This is a genomic window from Sporomusa intestinalis (assembly GCF_055383785.1).
In genome coordinates, this window is the sequence record NZ_AP042390.1 from 4,400,568 (window position 1) to 4,418,535 (window position 17,968).

Annotated in this window: 19 protein-coding genes; 2 read left to right on the plus strand and 17 right to left on the minus strand. The window is 49.6% G+C overall.

The window, feature by feature from the left end; all coding sequences use genetic code 11:
- Positions 1 to 44: 44 nt before the first annotated feature.
- From ACZ481_RS20480 to ACZ481_RS20550, 15 genes are all read right to left on the minus strand, one after another.
- Positions 45 to 1,067 carry a radical SAM/SPASM domain-containing protein gene (locus ACZ481_RS20480; RefSeq protein ID WP_464767185.1) on the minus strand — a complete coding sequence of 341 codons (1,023 nt, stop codon included), beginning with the start codon at positions 1,065 to 1,067 and terminating at the stop codon, positions 45 to 47.
- A 155-nt stretch (positions 1,068 to 1,222) separates the two neighbouring features.
- Complete coding sequence (locus ACZ481_RS20485) at positions 1,223 to 2,572, minus strand: polysaccharide pyruvyl transferase family protein (protein ID WP_464767186.1); 1,350 nt, start codon at positions 2,570 to 2,572, stop codon at positions 1,223 to 1,225.
- A gap of 210 nt (positions 2,573 to 2,782) precedes the next feature.
- Positions 2,783 to 3,712, minus strand: a complete 930-nt coding sequence (locus tag ACZ481_RS20490; protein ID WP_464767187.1) for a glycosyltransferase family 2 protein — start codon at positions 3,710 to 3,712, stop codon at positions 2,783 to 2,785.
- Positions 3,694 to 4,473, minus strand: coding sequence for a glucose-1-phosphate cytidylyltransferase (rfbF, locus tag ACZ481_RS20495; RefSeq protein ID WP_464767188.1), 780 nt, complete (start codon positions 4,471 to 4,473; stop codon positions 3,694 to 3,696). Before rfbF ends, ACZ481_RS20490 begins: the two co-directional genes overlap by 19 nt.
- Positions 4,474 to 4,496: 23 nt before the next feature.
- The gene (locus ACZ481_RS20500) at positions 4,497 to 6,392 is read right to left on the minus strand and encodes a tetratricopeptide repeat-containing glycosyltransferase family 2 protein (protein WP_464767189.1); all 1,896 of its coding nucleotides are present in this window, start codon (positions 6,390 to 6,392) and stop codon (positions 4,497 to 4,499) included.
- 91 nt (positions 6,393 to 6,483) lie between these two features.
- On the minus strand, positions 6,484 to 7,653 hold the full coding sequence (locus tag ACZ481_RS20505; protein WP_464767190.1) for a flagellin N-terminal helical domain-containing protein: 1,170 nt from the start codon (positions 7,651 to 7,653) through the stop codon (positions 6,484 to 6,486).
- Between the two features lie 333 nt (positions 7,654 to 7,986).
- A complete protein-coding gene (gene fliS / locus ACZ481_RS20510) occupies positions 7,987 to 8,379 on the minus strand; it encodes a flagellar export chaperone FliS (protein WP_464767191.1) in 393 nt (130 codons plus the stop codon).
- Between the two features lie 55 nt (positions 8,380 to 8,434).
- Complete coding sequence (csrA, locus tag ACZ481_RS20515; protein WP_464767192.1) at positions 8,435 to 8,665, minus strand: carbon storage regulator CsrA; 231 nt, start codon at positions 8,663 to 8,665, stop codon at positions 8,435 to 8,437.
- A gap of 2 nt (positions 8,666 to 8,667) precedes the next feature.
- Positions 8,668 to 9,126, minus strand: a complete 459-nt coding sequence (fliW, locus tag ACZ481_RS20520; protein ID WP_464767193.1) for a flagellar assembly protein FliW — start codon at positions 9,124 to 9,126, stop codon at positions 8,668 to 8,670.
- Positions 9,127 to 9,140: 14 nt separating this feature from the next.
- Positions 9,141 to 9,716: a DUF6470 family protein gene (locus tag ACZ481_RS20525; RefSeq protein WP_464767194.1), complete on the minus strand. Its 576-nt coding sequence runs from the start codon at positions 9,714 to 9,716 to the stop codon at positions 9,141 to 9,143.
- Positions 9,717 to 9,731: 15 nt separating this feature from the next.
- The gene (gene flgL / locus ACZ481_RS20530; RefSeq protein ID WP_464767195.1) at positions 9,732 to 10,997 is read right to left on the minus strand and encodes a flagellar hook-associated protein FlgL; all 1,266 of its coding nucleotides are present in this window, start codon (positions 10,995 to 10,997) and stop codon (positions 9,732 to 9,734) included.
- Between the two features lie 11 nt (positions 10,998 to 11,008).
- A complete protein-coding gene (gene flgK, locus ACZ481_RS20535) occupies positions 11,009 to 12,559 on the minus strand; it encodes a flagellar hook-associated protein FlgK (protein WP_464767196.1) in 1,551 nt (516 codons plus the stop codon).
- Between the two features lie 32 nt (positions 12,560 to 12,591).
- Positions 12,592 to 13,089 (minus strand): flagellar protein FlgN, encoded by a 498-nt coding sequence (locus ACZ481_RS20540; protein ID WP_464767197.1) that lies wholly within the window; start codon positions 13,087 to 13,089, stop codon positions 12,592 to 12,594.
- Between the two features lie 17 nt (positions 13,090 to 13,106).
- Positions 13,107 to 13,400 carry a flagellar biosynthesis anti-sigma factor FlgM gene (gene flgM, locus ACZ481_RS20545; protein WP_464767198.1) on the minus strand — a complete coding sequence of 98 codons (294 nt, stop codon included), beginning with the start codon at positions 13,398 to 13,400 and terminating at the stop codon, positions 13,107 to 13,109.
- Positions 13,401 to 13,549: 149 nt separating this feature from the next.
- Entirely contained in the window at positions 13,550 to 13,927 is a 378-nt protein-coding gene (locus tag ACZ481_RS20550; RefSeq protein WP_464767199.1) for a flagellar protein, read from the minus strand.
- 228 nt (positions 13,928 to 14,155) lie between these two features.
- On the opposite strand from ACZ481_RS20550, the gene ACZ481_RS20555 reads away from it, so the two are divergent.
- The gene (locus tag ACZ481_RS20555; protein WP_464767200.1) at positions 14,156 to 14,827 is read left to right on the plus strand and encodes an HD-GYP domain-containing protein; all 672 of its coding nucleotides are present in this window, start codon (positions 14,156 to 14,158) and stop codon (positions 14,825 to 14,827) included.
- A gap of 2 nt (positions 14,828 to 14,829) precedes the next feature.
- Here the strand turns inward: ACZ481_RS20555 and ACZ481_RS20560 are convergent, their stop codons facing one another.
- Positions 14,830 to 15,486: a ComF family protein gene (locus ACZ481_RS20560; RefSeq protein ID WP_464767201.1), complete on the minus strand. Its 657-nt coding sequence runs from the start codon at positions 15,484 to 15,486 to the stop codon at positions 14,830 to 14,832.
- On the minus strand, positions 15,480 to 17,702 hold the full coding sequence (gene recD2 / locus ACZ481_RS20565) for an SF1B family DNA helicase RecD2 (protein WP_464770667.1): 2,223 nt from the start codon (positions 17,700 to 17,702) through the stop codon (positions 15,480 to 15,482). Before recD2 ends, ACZ481_RS20560 begins: the two co-directional genes overlap by 7 nt.
- A gap of 100 nt (positions 17,703 to 17,802) precedes the next feature.
- Here recD2 and ACZ481_RS20570 point away from each other — a divergent pair, with 100 nt between their 5' ends.
- Positions 17,803 to 17,946, plus strand: a complete 144-nt coding sequence (locus ACZ481_RS20570) for a hypothetical protein (RefSeq protein WP_464767202.1) — start codon at positions 17,803 to 17,805, stop codon at positions 17,944 to 17,946.
- Positions 17,947 to 17,968: the final 22 nt, after the last annotated feature.

Here is a 17,968-nt window from a genome sequence, read left to right on the forward strand (position 1 = left end):
CGCACTCGAACTTTAAACAAGAATATATTCATATCATGATCGTATCAGGTTCCGACGCTCTCCAACCGGTCTAGTATCGCATCTTTATAAGAATCAAGAACATCCTCAGACGATGTAACCGTATTTACCGGCACAAAACATCCTGCACAAGGAGTATGCTTATGACGAGTTAAGCGCAGATGTTCCTTTAAAAAGTCCAACCGCTGACGGCTATTCCACGCCGCTTGCAAGGTTGTATTGCAAATATTGCCAAGACTCGGCGGCGGTGGCAGATTGGTACACGAATAGATTGCACCGTCAGGGGCTACCCATATCTTATAAAACACCAATGGACAGTAATCCACTTTACTAAATTCGTACCCGAATTTATTCACCATGTCTCCAGGGGCAAACGCTATATTTTTCCACAGCGGAACTGTTTTTTCGACGAACACATCATCGGCAATATCGCCAAACAGCTCATAAAAACGCCGCTCACCATCCTTAGCATCCATTTTCCCCAGTGCAACATCGACAATTTTTATATGAATCCGTAATTTTTTATCTTTGCTCTTATATAACAGCTTCAAATTGTCATAAAACCGCCGAAAGTCGATCTTCGCTCTGCAGGTGCGCTCATATGCTGCAGCATCCAGCCCCTGCAGTGAAACGACAATACGCGTAAATCCCGCTTGCGCGATACGCACAGCGCTTTCTTCTGTTAACAGTGACGCATTAGTATGCATATCAATTTGTTCAGTGACATCCATTTTTTTCAAGAATCCCACCATATCTACAATGTCGGGATGACACAACGGCTCACCATGCCCCGACAATGAGATGACCTTTAACTTTTGTGGAAACTCCATAATTTGTTTCACGGCACGTTCAAAAATCACCGGAGACATCAAACCTTCCGCTGCTGCAAAGCCCCAGCTTTCGTCCTTTTCCCCTGCCCGGAAACAATAGCTGCACCGAAAATTGCAACGCTCACTAATGTCTAAAATAATCGAAAAAGGCGTATGTAGCGGTAGTTGTTCACCTAAAACCGCACGGTTGGTATTATAGGACGGTTTAATACATGCCATTATCTCATACCTCGTTTAACGAAATCTCCAGAAAAATAAATTGGGGGGCACTGAAGCAATCATTATACTGCTATACTGCGTACCCATTTGTTCTGTCCGCTTAGACCAATACGGGTTCACGTTCAAAGTCAAGGATAAATCCGTTCAGGTATATATCATCGCGAAGCCACCCTCTTGTTTCTAATATCATCTTGTGTCACAAAACAGTCGGCTACGATACAATAGCGGCTTTCATTCAGACCAATCTCTTGAAATAACGCTAACGCATCTTCTGTTGCACCCACGGCGCACACAATAACACAAATGTCGTCCATATCTTTCAAAGTATCCGGAGAGCTCATTTGAAGTCCAAGCAACTTCTCGTTCCGATGCCGGTCAAATACGGCTGCTAGTTGTGCGTTTGGAAATTTTGTTTCAATAAGATTTTTCCAGTAATCAGCATTGTTAGCACTTACTCCCCACAGTGCATAACAAATGGGTTCACCGTTTTTATTTTTCCAATATTTACTAGCATATTCCTCAAATCGATATCCATTTTGGTGTGTAACCTTATGCGGGTCTTCATAGTGGAGCCTTTTCTCCCTGGCTTCAAACAGAGAGGTCAACCAAGCTCCCTTGGTTGCACATTCCCCAGCAGTCCCAGCAACTTTGATTCGTTCAATGGCAAAATTGATGAGTTTTTCCTTGATGGGCTCAATATCAGGCACTGCCGGGAACCAGTTGATATCTTGATAGTGATCTCTATCATAAATAGGAATATATTTTTCAATAAACGAAAAACGGATATCCACCTTATCTTTTACCAATACTACCGGAATCCCAAAAGCCGTACAGGGCAACGCAACATGCAACCGCGATGTAATAATTAATCGCGCCATTTTTTGGTAAAAGTCATACTTTGATTTCACAAAACGAAAAATATTTTTATAATCTTTTATTTCGTCTTCATGAAAAATATACTGTTGTGTTGTAAATGACACATCAGAATCCAATATCGACGAGGGAATCCATGGCAATACACTCTTGGGCACATCTGCAAAAATAACGGCTCCACCGGCAGGCTCCTTACATTTTGGAAAAATAGTTGTGAGACAACCGTTAATATATGCCGGAATACCATATTTTTTGAAATAATGATACGAGACTTCATTACGGCATCCTATTGGTGCATAGCGCAGGAAATAGGCATGATTATGCTCGTCTTGCAGAAAGCGATCAATATCGAGATAAGAATCAAGCGCAATTAGTTGCACAGCCAGAAAAACCGGCGTAATTCGAGGTGAAATTGCAATTTTTCCATTAACGATAAAATTGTTAATAGTAAAATTAATCGGAAGCACAATATCTTCGCCATCATAATCTATAACGTCCTGTAACCCAATATACTGAAGCTCCCTCTCCTCAATTCCCATCTGCTCATACAAATATGTTATGGCAAGAAATTGTAAATAATCACCTATGTTAATGCTGGTTTTTCCTGTATTGCAATAATTGGCATACCTCATGACTCACATAACTCCTTTCGACTTAGGTGACTCTTTTTCTCAAACAAAAATAATGTGTTAATATCATGGTTCGGACGTGTGCTTTGCCTTTACCTGCATTTATACTGTTCAAAAACAAAGGAAATAATATTCTAAAGAGATTAATTTGCGGGCAATCTCCTGATACCAAAAGCCGTTAGATAAGCGAATCCACACAATTTAAGAAAAACATCATACATATTTTTCTAGCCATTCTTTTTCAAAGGCTAGTGTACAATTACTGTTAAAAAAATCCGTGCGATAAGTCCGCAATTCCCGAAGCATCGCTTCTAATTGCCGCCCACAATCCTTAATCTCTAATCTGTGAATTTTCTCGACCATGCTGATCATAAACGACCATTCAAAATACCGCCAAACCACCGCACTTACCGGAAACCGCTCCGATAGCCATTCCGTGCGCATCCGGTAGGCAGCAAGATATTCGTCCAGCGTATCCGGCTCAAGCAGGCTATGGTTCGTTGTCCATGCGGAGTTGTTGCTTTCGTGCCTATAAAAAGTGTACTTAGGCAAGCCATAATAGGCAACGCGGTTGGCAAAAGCAAGCAGACAGTGCATTTGCGAAATGTCGTCATACTTGTCACCCTCCGGGAAGCGGATGTGAGCGGCAAGATTCCGTGAGAACAGCTTGGTTGGAAAAGCCATGTTGTATTTTTTGCGCCACATTAGCTCAACCAATGCTTCCTCGGCAGTCATTACGCGGTGTTCGTCAAATATTTTGTCTGCCGCGCCACAAATACTAACCTCAGCGTCGGTTTCGACCACTAATTTGTACAAAAATTCCAGAAAATCCGGATCGCAGCTATCATCATCATCAACAAAGGCTATGTATTCACCTTGTGCTGCATCAAGTCCTGCATTGCGCCCGGAGCCGATATTGCCGCGCTGGCGGTGAAGGACACGAATACGAGAATCCTTCACAGCATATTCGTCGGCAATCGCACCAGAACGATCGGTCGAACCATTGTCCACAATAATAAACTCAAAATCGTAAAACGTCTGGGCGAGGATGCATTCAATCATTCGCCCGACGAGCTTTTCGCGGTTATATGTCAGCATGATTACACTGATTTTCGGCACACCCATCAAGTCCACAACTTCCACGGCGCATTGCCACTGTTCCAGTAGTGTTCCAGGGCGCCTTTATCCCGCTGGGTATCCATGCATTGCCAATAACCGTAGTGCTTGTACACGCCGAGCTTGCCGCTCTGGGTCATACGTTCCATGGGATCACGCTCAAATACCGTGCTGTCACCGTCTATATAATCAAAAACCCCGGGTTCCAATACCATAAACCCCGCGTTAATCCAATTGGTATCCTCCCGCGCTTTTTCGCGGAAGCCGACAACAAGGTTTTTATTTTCATCAAGGTCAAGTACGCCATAGCGTCCGCTCGGCTGCACCGCTGTCAGTGTTGCCATGTGCCCAAGGGTTTTGTGCTCGGCAAGCAGTGTGTTCAAATCGACATTTCCCACACCGTCACCATAGGTCAACATAAATGGTTCTTCACCAACGTACTTTTGAATGCGTTTGATTCTGCCGCCGGTCTGGGTGTTAAGACCGGTATCGACGACCGTCACTTTCCACGGTTCAGAACCATTGGAGTGAACAATCATTTTGCCGCCGTCCGTAAAGTCAAAGGTTACATCTGAGCCATGAAGGTAGTAGTCAGCAAAATATTCCTTTATCACATAACCTTTGTACCCACAGCAGATAATAAATTCATTGAAACCGTATGCAGAATAGTATTTGAGAATATGCCATAAAATCGGACGTTCCCCGATTTCGATCATAGGCTTCGGCTTCAAATGCGATTCTTCACTAATACGTGTCCCTAAGCCGCCCGCAAGTATAACTACCTTCATTTGTAACCCTTCTTTTCTCTGATTTAGACATTATAATTAGTCTTATCCTGCAATATTTCAGCAATTCGCACTCCTATACTACCGGACGCATCAAGCATGCTAAAATTCCAACGCAAAAATTCATAAATATCATTACCTCGATAGCCTGCATCATAAGCCTTAAGAAAAGCTACAGTAGCGTCAACCGGGTTACTCAGGCGGTGCAGGCAGTAGCCCTGATTATAATACAAAGCCGGATGTACCGGAGTGCTTTCAACCAAAGCGCGTTGCACCACATAATCGTAACATTGCAACGCGGCGTGATAATATCCCTCTTTTATAAACAGACTGCCTACAGCGGCCATACCGCCCGGGAATTGATCAGCCAAACTAAGCAGCTTCTTCAGTTCGATTTCATTGGCCCAAAGGCTAAAGGTGCGTACCAAATTAAGGAAAGGCGTTTTGTCTTCATCCGACAAAAACATAAACTCTCCATCATAAGCTTTGAGTAGTTTGGCATAGGCAGAAGGCAATTGTTCCACAGCTTGCGCAATATACCTTTCGTTGCCACTGAGCATGGCCGCCGTTGCTGCCACAACTGCTAAACGCTCGTCTCGATCCTGCACATAGCAGTCTAATGAAGCAGCAAATGCTTTGTCATAATATTTATTAGCTACCAACATTTGTAAAACTACGCAGTCTTGTTTCGGGCACTTTTTCTCCCGCAAACTTGTATAGTAAGCCAGAACTCTGGGCGCCGCATGGTTCACCAAACGGGTAGACAGAAATTCCAAATCGGCTTCATTGTCTATGTCATAAATAGTATTGAGAAAGGAAATAATATCCTGAACCGGTTGGTTCCGGATCAACTTTAATAAACGGTCAAAACTCAGTACATCCAATTTGTCCAATTGCAGGCTTTTAAGATAATATTCAACTGCCGTACCGCAAGCATTGCGGAACTCACTGACCGTCGCCATCAAAGTATAAATTGTGGTAAGATTAACGGCCAGCGAATTTACTTCGATATCCTGATAGTTTTCATGTAAATGCAAAGCTTGCCGTAACATACCAGAAGCAGCATCATACTGCTTAGAATCATATAATAATTTTCCTTTGTAAAAATAAAATAGCGGATGCTGAGGGAATTTGCCGATAGCAATATCTACTTCCTTCATAACCTCACTGCCGGGATAGTCAAGCTGCATCATCGCATCAATTAAAATATTGTGCGTTCGTACATTATGAGCGACTAAATCGATCCCACTATCCAAAAACAAACGTATATATTTAATGACCTTATCCCACTCGTCCAAGGTAAAATAAGAATCTGCGATGTAATAATAATATTCCGGTTTGACAGCAATATCACCGGTTAACTGCCGCAATAATAGAGTCAGGTTTCTTCGTGCTTTTTCCTGCTGTTTGCCCTCAGAATAGCCAGTGTGATAGATGAGAAGCTCCCGCTTATCTGCTAGGCAGGCATTCAGCTTTGAACGCTTACGAAAGTTATACAACATTTCATGAATAGGATTAACATAGCGGATCTGTTTATCATTCTTGAATAGCCGTACATGCGTAATTTCATTGATAATTTGCCGACTGGCTTCATCGATGTTAATCATTTTGCAGGCTACACAATTAAAATCCTTATCCAGTTTTCTCAAATAAGACCGCAGGTTACTGCCAGTGTCGTTGACAAAATATTCATCGGCATCCAAAAAAACAATCCAGTCGCCCTTGGCTTTCGAAATGGCATAGTTTTTTGCATCTGCAAAATCATCGTTCCATCTAAGTTGAAATACTTTAGCACCTAACCGTTTCGCAATTGCAACTGTCTGGTCTGTGGAACCGGTATCAACGACAATGATTTCATCCACAGCAGCATGGTAGCTTTTAATACAACGGGCAATTACTTTCTCTTCGTTTTTCGCAATCATGCAGGCCGAAATTTTCATTATGCCGACTGTCCTTTCTTATAAGTAGAGGCCAGAGTATGCACTCTGGCCTCTATAGATGATATAATTCGGATTACCGGAGAAGTTGCAGCACTCCTTGCGGCTGTTGATTAGCCTGAGCCAGCATAGCTTGAGCGGCTTGAGAAAGGATGTTATTTTTCTGGAAATTCATCATTTCTTTAGCCATGTCTACATCGCGTACGCGTGATTCGGCAGCAGTGAGGTTTTCACTGGAAGCGCTCAGGTTGTTAATAGTATGTTCCAACCGGTTTTGGACAGCACCTAATTTAGAACGTTCAGCAGACACCAGTTCAATTGCATTATTGATAGTAGTGATTGCAGCAGTTGCCTTTTTATAATCGCTTATATCCAAAGCTTTTGCATCTGTACCGCGAACCCCAAGGTCCTCAGCTTTCATTGAGTTCATGCCGATTAGGATATTCTGACCACTATTAGCGCCAATTTGCATGCTCAAAGAATCACCAACAGTAGTTTGAGCAGTTACCGCTTTTTTGACACTGATAGTAATGCTTTCACCCACAGCCAGCGAAGCTAACGAACCGGTCAGTTGAATGTCGCTTCCACCAAAGGAGATCGTATCCCCATCCGTAATACTTGCAGTAATTCCAGCCGGATTTCCAATATCAAAATGAGCATTGGCACCGCTATACTCAACTGTACCACCAGTGACTAAAGTACGGGTAATAATGATCGTACCACTCGTAGCAATATCCGAAGCGGTTGTTGTATCATTAATTTTGATTTCTGCTCTTGTGTTAAGCTGAATGGTAGTTTTAGATTTTTCAGCCTCCACAAGACCTTTTTTACTGCCGTCAATCAGTTTCTGGGTATTGAACTCGGTGGTATTGGCAATACGATCAATTTCGTCAGTCAACTGATTAATTTCCTTTTGAATCTCACCACGGTCAACTTCAGTATTGGTGTCATTACCGGCCTGTACAGCCAGTTCGCGCATCCGTTGGAGAATGCTGTGAGTTTCGTTCAGCGCACCTTCAGCAGTTTGGATCAAGGAAATGCTGTCCTGCGAGTTCCGTTGAGCCTGGTCAAGACCACGGATCTGGCCGCGCATTTTTTCGCTGATGGCCAAACCGGCAGCGTCGTCACCGGCACGGTTGATGCGAAGACCTGAGGACAGTTTTTCCAGTGATTTGCTGGTTTGGTTGTTATTGGCGGACAAACGGTTGTAGGTGTTCAGAGCCGCAATATTGTGATTGATAATCATGATATTATTCCTCCCTGATGTTTTTATGCCTGGGCATCCTTGCCCGGCAGAATGTATTTCAGTGGCTGTCTTCCTGTCCGGCCGGTACAGGAGAGACGGCTACTGATCTTCCCACTAATAATATCGGTAACTTGTCTAAGATACTTAAGGCTGAAATCGCTGATTATAGGAAATTATTTTCCTATAATACGATTTTTCTCGCTTGATCTCCCATTTTCATCTATTCCTAAAAACTTTGTCAAAAATTAGCGGTATTTTATACCAAAAACAAAAACCGGAAACAAGGTTTGCCTTTGTTTCCGGTCTCTTATATTCTGCACAGCCTGTACTCAACTACCGGGCCACGGCCCGCTGGGCTTTGGCGGTTTTCATGGCCTGGCTCCAGGTGTCGCGCAGCTCGGTCAGCATCGTTTTCACTTCTTCCAGCTGACTTCTGTCTTTTTTGATGTTGGCCTGGATCAGGCGGTATTCAATATAATCGTATAATTTATAATACCCCTGTGATATTTCATACTGCATGTCCAGGGTGCACATAAACTCCCGCACAATATCCTGGGCCCGCAGATTGGACGTATTGGCTTTTTCCAGATTGCCTGCTTCCAGTGCCTGCATACTCTCAGCAACAAACCGGATAGCGCCATTATACAGCATCAGTGTCAGTTCTTCCGGGGAGGCCGTCATAATCTGCTGATTTTTATAGGCATTAGCAGTATTAACCGCATTCATAGGCTTAACCCTCCGTTCTTTCATGAAAGCACATAAAGGACGCTGGTGCGCCCTGTTATCCTTTCGTAATCCCTTTTAAAAATTCCATCTTGCTCAAATCAACCGGCTGAGCCGATTGCTGGTTCTCGGCCGCAATCGCGTCATAAATCTCCCCCCGGTAGATCTTGATCTCTTTCGGGGCCTCAATGCCCAGACGGATACTGTCGCCTTTGATATCGACAACGGTAAGCACAATATTGTCACCGATGACAATCCGCTCGCCAACTTTACGGGTAAGAGCAAGCATATCTACTTACCCCCTTTGTCAGCCTGAATAGGCAGGCCCTGGGGAAACAGGCGGTGCCGGACCGTGTACGGAGATTTCTCCAGAACTATTTGCATCGCCATCCGGCTAGCCCAGTTGATGACAATGGGGGCCAGCAGGTTAGCTGTCATTTCTTCCGTTTTTTCCGGGATGCGGACAATATTGACAATCCGCGGCAGATTGTCGTCAGCCAGACCAAGCTCAGCGAGGATTGCGTCTTCAAGCTTGAAGCTGTAGTCTTTAAAAAACGGAAACGGATCGGTAATAACGAAACTCAGATCCGGGTCTGTCGCCGACTGCAGAAAAGCAAAGGGGCTGTCAGGCTGGTACGGCAGAAAAGCAAAGGCATGTTCGGCCGGGAATCCCGGCAGACCGGCGGGAAACCGGATAAGTTCGGCGTCGGCAACCTCTATTTCCCCAAAACGGGTAGACTGTATAAGCATAGGATCCCCCTTAGTTACGCCCTGATATCGATGTCATTATAACCGGTAACCCACATTGTAATGCTGGGGTATTGGACCATGCGGAGATTGAACTGGTACGGCTCATAGTCGATATTGACCGTCCCCCGGATCAGCTCGGTGCTGAACCGGGCCGGGGTCGGGCGGAATTCCGGCTGATGGGCGGTATATTTGATCGCCGGCGGTTCCAACCAGGTCCAGACTACCTCCGGCGTCGACGGGGTATTGGCCTCGGTGGCCAGTTCCGCCACTACATCCTGGCCTGATTCGATCCGGGCCAGCCGGTTGCCTTCATCGGCGATCCGGCCGATCGTCTCCAGGGCGATCTGCTGGCCCCGGGCGGCGTTGTCCCGCGAAAACTCACCGCTGTCCTTAATGCCGTAGGAAGCCCGGAACGGACGCCAGTCAATCTCCAGTTCCCCCTTGGGTTGGCGGATTTCAACGGTGGCCGCTTCGGTATCAAGCAGCAGCCGGGGCGGGGTTGTCGTTAAATTATTGTCCGCGCGGACTGTTGTTATCTCCATTTTAGCAGGTTGCTGAGAAATATTAAGGGTCAGCATAGGGTACTTCATCTCCCCTGTGCAGCGTTAATTTAAGAAATCGACAAGCGACGGCGGCATCAGCCGGGCTCCGACCGACAAAGCGGCCCGGTACACACTTTCGCTTGTTTTAAAATCAATGATGGCCTTGGCAATATCAATGTCTTCATTGGCTCCGACATCGCTGGTAATAATCACATTATTTTTCTCCAGCAGAGCCTGGGCCTGCTCGTACATCGCCATCCGGGCCCCGATCTCGGTCTGGGCGCGGAGAATTTTATCATGGGACTTATCGACAAGATCAATGCCGACCTTGGACAGCCATTGCAGGTCCGGTGTGCCGGCCGCAGCCTGATTCGGTACGGTATAGGTATCGCCAACGGCCGTATAGGCGGAGCTGGTCATATCGTAGACAACATCAGCCGTTGTCGCCATATTCTCCTTCGGGAAGGTAATCTGGTTGCCGCTAATGGTGGCATCCGTTTTCCAGGACAACCCGCCGTCCAGCGAATAGGAGACTTGGGTCGGCAGGCCGCCGGCCACAGCATCGACCCGGAAGGTAAACGGACTGTGGTCGCTCGGGCTGCCGGCATTCAGCTGAGTGCTGCCACCGGCCGGATTGCTCTGGACGTTGGCAGTTTTCCCCTGAAGGGCTTCCTTAATCCGCAGCAAATCATTCAGGATGCCGGCAGTCGTGATCTCCGTGCCACCCTCATTAATGATATTCAGCGGTCCGAACAGATCGGCGCCGTTCAGGCCGACACTATCCTGGGAGGGGGTCACCTCGCCCGGCTGGATCCGCATGGAAATCTTGCTGGTATCACCGGAGTACACAACGGTCTCAAACTGCGTGCCGTCAGCGGCCGTAACCATACGCCGCTTAAACGGTTCGGTCTTGTCCTGCTGGCCGGCAAAGACGTACCTGTCACCAACCTTGGAATTGCCGATCTCAATGGCCTGGTTGATAATCCCGTCCAGCTCCTTGGCAATCGCCTCCATCGCCATATCCGGATTAGAGCTGACCGATTTAATGACAAGCTCCTTGGCCTTGATCATAATCGAACTGAGATCACTCATCGCCCCGTCGGTGGTTTCCATCCAGGAAATCGCATCCTTGACATTCTGGGTATATTGCTCATTCTGCCGCAGATTAATATTAAAGCGCAGGCTCCGGATGGTTTTAACCGGATCGTCGGAGGGGCGATGCAGGGCTTTGCCGTCAGAGAGCTGTTCCTGAATCTCATTTTGCCGCTGCAGGGATTTATTCAGGCTAATCAAGAAATTATGAGTCACCATATTCGTACTTACACGCATAGCTTAGTCTCCTACCTTCCTACGACACCTGTGCCATTAATTAGTTTGTCGAGCATTTCGTCCATGGTGGTCAGCACCCTGGCGGCCGCATTATAGCCTTTCTGGAACCGGATCATATTGCTCATCTCTTCATCCAGATTTACGCCGCACACCGATTCCCGCCAGTTGGTAATCGTATTGACCAGGGTCTGCTGGTTGTCGGTCAGCCGTTCGGCATTTTGGGTCTGGACGCCTAAGGCACCGATAAAGGAGCCGTAAAAGCTGTCAAGGGACGAATTGCCCAGAATACTGGATGTATCCACCTTGAGCTTATTCGCCATCAGAACGGCATTGTCCCCGTTGCCATTCCCCTGCGAAGCCGCGGTTTTGGCCGCGATTTTTTCCACCCCGTTGCTTGCAAAGAAATCCGGATTGACCTGCAACTGTTCGATCCATTTATATTTGGGCACATCGGCCGCCGCTGCCACCCCGAAGATCGCAGTCAGGTCAGAGGCGCTGTAATCGGGATCAGGCTCGCCGCCGGCGCCAAAAAAGTTATTGCCGGTTGAGCCATCCATCCCATAGCCGCTGCGATGAGCCGCATTGAAGTCCTGCAGTAAAAACTGACTGATTTGGGCCAGCTTGTTTAAATAGGCTTTGATGCCAATATCGCTTTCCCGGCCTTCTCCCTGCGCGCTGGCTGCCGTTTTATCCCGGGCGTCAATCAGGCCTTTCAGCTCGCCGGAGGTGAAGTTTACGGTCAGTTGCGTGGAGGCTTCGACCACGTCAACCACCTCATAGCCATAATCGGGGTCCACATGGGATTTGGTTTGCAGCTTGCTGCGTTCATTGCCGTCCACCAGCACCAGCCCGGAGGACTGCACGATATAGTTGCCGGCTTTATCTTCCGTAACCCGGACGTTGACAATCTGCGACAGCTGGTCCACCAGGTAGTCCCGCCGGTCCCGGAGGTCATTGGCGTGATCAAGGCCGCCAACCTCGATCGCGGCAATCTGCTTGTTCAGAGACAGCATCTCGTCCGTAATCTGATTGACGGTGTCCACCCGGATGCCGACAACCGTATTAATATCGGCTGCCATCGCCCGCAGCTGGGTATTGGCCTGCTGAATGGCGTCAACAAGCTCCACTCCCCGTTCCCGCAAAGCGACTCTGGCCCCGTTGTCGGAGGCGTTGGTGGATACTGTATTCCAGGCCTTCCAGTAGGCATCAAGCACAGTCTGGATGCCGGTCTCTGTCGGTTCCTGGAAAACGCCTTCCACCTTGGTCAGGGTGCTGTAGATCGTCTCCCCATAGCCTAAGGTGGACTTTTCCTTCCACATCTGCTGGTCAACAAAGGTATCGCGGATTCTGGTAATGGACTGGGTGGCAACGCCGGTGCCAAGCTGCACCTTGCCATTGCCGCTGTAAATGGTCTGGGGGTTTGTTGACACCAGGTTGACCCGCTGGCGGGAGAAGCCGTCGGTATCCGCATTGGCAATATTGTGTCCCACTGTATCCAGGGACATCTGACTGGCGTAGATGCCTCTGACAACCGTATTTAATCCACCAAATGTCGATCTCATAATCTGCCTCCGTTTTGATGCGATTTCTGGTTTTATGCTCTGGTGTCCAAGATGGCACGGCTGGAACCCTTTTCCAGGGGCTGCCCCTTCGGCAGATAGGTAGGTCCAACCGCACTCTGGCTTAATATGTTAATATTATAATTGATAAAATCCAGCGATTGCTCAATTAATTTGGTATTAAGGCCGTTAATCTCCACAAGGTCTTTGGTCACCTGCTCAAAGCGGTCGCTCAGGCCGCTTAATTCCCGGGCGGTTTCACTGCCGGCACAGGCAATCAGGCTTGACAATGCCGTTGCCGACGGGGCTAAGCCTGCCGCCGCCGCTAATTCCCGGGCCAGGGTTAAGCGCATATTTTCCAGCTTGCCGGCTTCAATAATCAGGACCTCTTCCTGCTTAGTCAGCAATTCAAGCTCCTGCGGTCTGGCCTCAACCAATATATCGCGTTTTTTCCGGCTGAGGACCAGCAACGCCTGATACAGTTCGAGAGTCTGGTTCAGGAGAATGATCAGTTTATCCCACATTGCGGTCATTCGTAACAACCCCCTTTCTACTGCTGGCGTTCATTTTTGGAGTAGGCAATAATTCTATCGGCGAGTTCACGGGCATCAACCTTGTACTCGCCTTTGGCTATCTGTTCAGAAAACAGATTCACTTTATCTTCCCGTACTTCCGGCAGCCCTTTGGCTGTGCGGAGAATTTGATTCAACCCCTGGGCATGAGCGGATAAGATGACTTCATCCGGGCGCTGCGCAGGGCTTGAGCCCGAGTTTTTACAGTTCTTGGTTACCTTGGTTTGTTCGCCATAGATCTTGGCAATATTTTGGATATTTTTGATATTCATAGTGAGCACCTCACACCTCGGGAATTCTTATTAATACTATCGACAAAAATGGCGGGGTTATTAATACCCGCCACAGACGATTAGAGAGGTTTATCGTTCAATTGCGCTCCCTATGTACATATTACTCCCATTATCAACGCTTAGGATTCCTACTCGCGGCCATACATGCGTGAGCGGATTTTTACATCAGGCTCATGCTCTTTATGACGCTCTTCGGTTTTTATCTGATCCAAAATATTTTTGCTGCATTTATTGCATAACCGGCCCTCGGTAATCAGATCACCGCAGCTGTCGCAGGGATAAGAAACACCCCCGATAATACGGCCGCTGCGAAGCAGGCGCAGGATGATTTTATGCTTGACCCCTGTGGCCTGATGAATCTCTTCCATAGTTGCCTTATGGGCATCCCGCAGATACTCCATCACCTTTTCCGCATCGTCTTCCTGTCTGCGGTAGCATTCCGGACAAAGCCTGGCAACATTCTCCACATAGAGCTTGCCACACTCCGGACAGTTATCCAATCCCATAGCGCTGCCCCCTTTACCCTCCATTAACTTTATTATACATGATCAGGCCTTTTTTAGACTAGGCCTTTAGACTCATTTCAAAAATATTGGACATTTTTTTTTAATAAGCCGGCAGGATTATGACAGTTTGTGGCTAATTAACAATATTGCTTATTTTATAGTGTTTTATAAGTGAGATTGCCAAGTCCGTATCTTTGTTACCAGCAATCTCGCTTTTATGTATAAAATATGGAAAACAGGCAGGTATATTATGGAAACAAAAACCATGTGTTGCTTTCCTATGAAAGGCAGTTTGTCGTGTATATGCTAACGCTCATGCAGGATCCTGAAATCTATACCGGTGACACGGAAGCGATCAACGGTATCATCGGCAATTTTATGCAGCTTATTCAATTAAAAAACTCCAAACTATTCTTGCACAGCCAACAGGTTGCCAACTATTCCGTCAGTGTCGCTGCCAAAATGCGGCTGCCCCGGGAAGAGATTGAGCGAATCCGCCTGGCGGCGTTGTTACATGATATCGGCCAGCTTACCGTGCCTAACCAGGTGCTGTCCAAAGTGCCCTATCTGTCAACCCGCGAGATGAGCGTATTCAAAAACCATTGCAACGCCGGCAGTTATATGCTGGAAAACATCCCTTCCTGCCAGGAACTCATTCCCTATATCCGCTATCATCATGAACGGTTTGACGGCACAGGCTACCCCAAACGGCTGAAAGGGGTAAACATCCCGCTTGGCGCCCGCATCATTGCCGTTGCCAACTATTATGACCGCTTCATCAATCCCTGCACCCAGAACTGGGTAAAAACCAAAGATGAGGCGGTGCGCGAGCTGCTCAGCCTGTCCGGCACGGCGTTTGACCCCGAGGTGGTCCGGGCCTTTATTGATGCGCTAGGGTAGGCTTACCTGGCCCCGCCGGCCAGCGCCAGGCCCTGGACTTTGACCGCCCCGGCCTGTTTTAGGACCCTGGCGCACTCGTTCATCGTAATACCGGTGGTAAAGATATCATCGACAAGCAGAATACTCTTACCTTTGATCAAGTCAGGGCGCGTTACCGCAAACGCGCCCTGACTGTTTTTGCGCCGTTCTTTCAGGGTAAGCTCCCATTGCGGCGCCGTCGCCCGCGTCCGGGCCAGCGCCTCCAGCCAGGTAAGCTGCTGCCGCGCCGCCCAGGGGCGGAAGATAAGGACGGTTTGATTAAAACCCCGCTCGCTCAGGCGCTGCCGGTGCAAAGGGACCGGTACGACCGCATCAACCCCGCCATAGCAGCCGGACACCAGCCCATAATCAAGCAGCCGGCCTAACCGGCCGGCCTGCCTGGTCACCCGGCGGAATTTCATATCCCGGATCAGCCGCCGGACCGGGCCGGCATAGGCGACGACTGTCCGGCAGCCGTCCAGGTACACCAGGTTATGGATCGCCACCGCCACCTGCGTGGCCCTGACCAGGCTGCCCAGGCAGGCCCGGCACCAGCCGTGACTGTCCGCCCATTGGCGGCAAACCGGGCAGCGCTGGGGAAAAAAGAGGTCGAGCAGGGCCTCCAGCCAGTCCCTTACCATAAGCTTTCACCCCGCAGGCGTTCCGCCAGCAGCGAATAGCGGCGGCGAGTCCGATCACTCATCACCGCCGTATGGAGCGCGGCCCGGGTGCCGATGAGAATTACCCGCTCCTTGGCCCGGGTAACCGCCGTATACAGCAGGTTGCGCTGCAGCATAATGTGGTGGCCGGGGGTCAGCGGCATGACAACAACCGGGTACTCGCTGCCCTGGCTTTTGTGGACGCTCATGGCATAGGCCAGCATCAGCTCATCCTGCTCACCCTTATCATAGACAACGTCATCTTCCGGATACCGTACCAATAGCTTGCCGTCGGCAATGGCCACAATGTAACCAATATCGCCGTTAAAGACCTTTTTGCTGTAATTATTGCGGATTTGCATGACCTTATCGCCTTCACGCAGCACCTGGTTAACGCCCGGGAGGGCTTCTTTGCCCTCGGCCGGCGGGTTTAAGGCCGCCTGCAGCAGCCGGTTAAGGTTCTCGACGCCGCAGGGCTGGCGGTGCATGGGGGATAAAACCTGCACCTCCCGCCAGATATCAAACCCTTCTCCGGCCAGCTCAGTCTGGCACAGCTCAACCACCGCCCGGGCTGTCTCCTCACCGTCGGTCAGTTCGCGGAACTGAAAGTCAGGGCTGCCGCATTCCGGCAGGCGTCCCCGGTTAATCCGGTGGGCATTAAGCACAATCATACTTTCACCGGCCTGGCGGAATACCTCGGTCAGCCGCACCACCGGGATGGCCTCGGAGCGGATAATATCCTTCAGCACCGAGCCCGGTCCCACGGCCGGCAGCTGATCAACGTCACCGACCAGCACCACCCGGCAGCCGTCAGGCACCGCCTGCAGGAAGCAGCTCATCAGCAGCATATCCATCATTGATGTTTCATCAACAATGACCGCATCGGCGTCAAGGGGATTGTGCTCATCCCGGGCAAACATCGGTTCCTCCTCCGCTCCGCCCCCGGCCTCCAGCAGGCGGTGGATGGTCATTGCCTCGCGCCCGGTTGTTTCACTGAGCCGCTTGGCCGCCCGTCCGGTCGGCGCCCCGAGAATGATCTTACCGCCCTGCTGCTCCAGGAGAGCCAGAATCCCGCGCACGGTTGTTGTTTTCCCGGTCCCGGGCCCGCCGGTCAATACCAGCACCCCGTGGGACAGGGCGGCCGCCAGCGCCTGTCGCTGGGCCGCAGCCAGCGTCATATTGCCGGCTGCTTCCCAGTGATCAATCAAGCTGTCGGTATCAAGCCCTTCGATCGGCTTCGCCGCCGCCTGCAGCTGCAGCAGCCGCTGCGCCACCGCCTGTTCCGCCCGGTATAAATACCGAGGGTACACGAGTGTCATCCCATGAAAGTCCTCGGTGTACAGCTTGCCCAGCTTGATCTGTTCACTGACAACGGCAGCGATATCGGCCTTATCAAGGTTGAGCAGCCGGGCTGTTTCCTCGGTCAGCAGCGCCTCAGGCACACAGCAGTGCCCGGCCAGCCCGGTTTGCAGCAAAGCAAACTGGACCCCGGCCGCCAGCCGGGACGGATGGTCCCGGTCAAACCCCACCGCCTGCGCGATCTGATCGGCCGTACGAAAGCCAATGCCCTTTACCTCCTCGGCCAGCCGGTAGGGATCTGCTTCCAGCACCGCCACCGAATTGGCGCCATAGCAGGCAAAAATCCGGGCCCCATAGGCCCCGGTAACGCCATGCATCTCTAAAAAGAGCATAACCTCTTTCAGTTCGGCCTGCTCGGCATAAGCCTGGCGGATCTGCTCTGCTTTCTTGGCGCCAATCCCTTCTACTTCCGCCAGCCGGTGCGGGTACAGCTCAATAACCTCCAACGTCCGTTCGCCAAAATGGGCCACCAGCCGGGCCGCCATCGCCCGGCCAATGCCCTTAATCGCCCCGGAGGCCAGAAACCGTTCAATCCCCTGCAGCGAAGTCGGCGCCACCCGCCGGCAGTGACCGGCTTTAAACTGCCGGCCATAGCGGCTATGCTCCACCCACTCGCCGGTCAGCGCCACCTGTTCCCCCACCAGCGGGGCCGGGAAACTGCCGGTGACAGCCACCGTACCGTGCCCGCCGTCCAGCTTCAGGCGAAAGACGGTAAAACTGCCGTCGGCCGACTGAAAAGTTATATTCTCAACAAGACCTTCAAGTTTGTTATCCACGCTGCTAGCTCCCAAACATAAGTTCCTGTATGTATTCGCAGTACGGTTAGCAAAATCCTGCATTTTTTTCATAACCGGGGCAGGATTTTTGCGGGCGATGGAGTACATAAACATAAGAATAGTATTATTTACATCAAGTTACATATTGCGAGGCATAACAACTGTGAAAGAAGACATGTACACCTATCACTACTTTCAAAACCGCACGATCATGCGGCCGTCACGGTCGGCCACCTATGTGTTTCATGTGGCCCTGTTCTCCTCCACTGCGTACATTGCCGCCACCCTGCTGTATCTGATCCGCTGATACGGCCGGTGCAAACGTAATG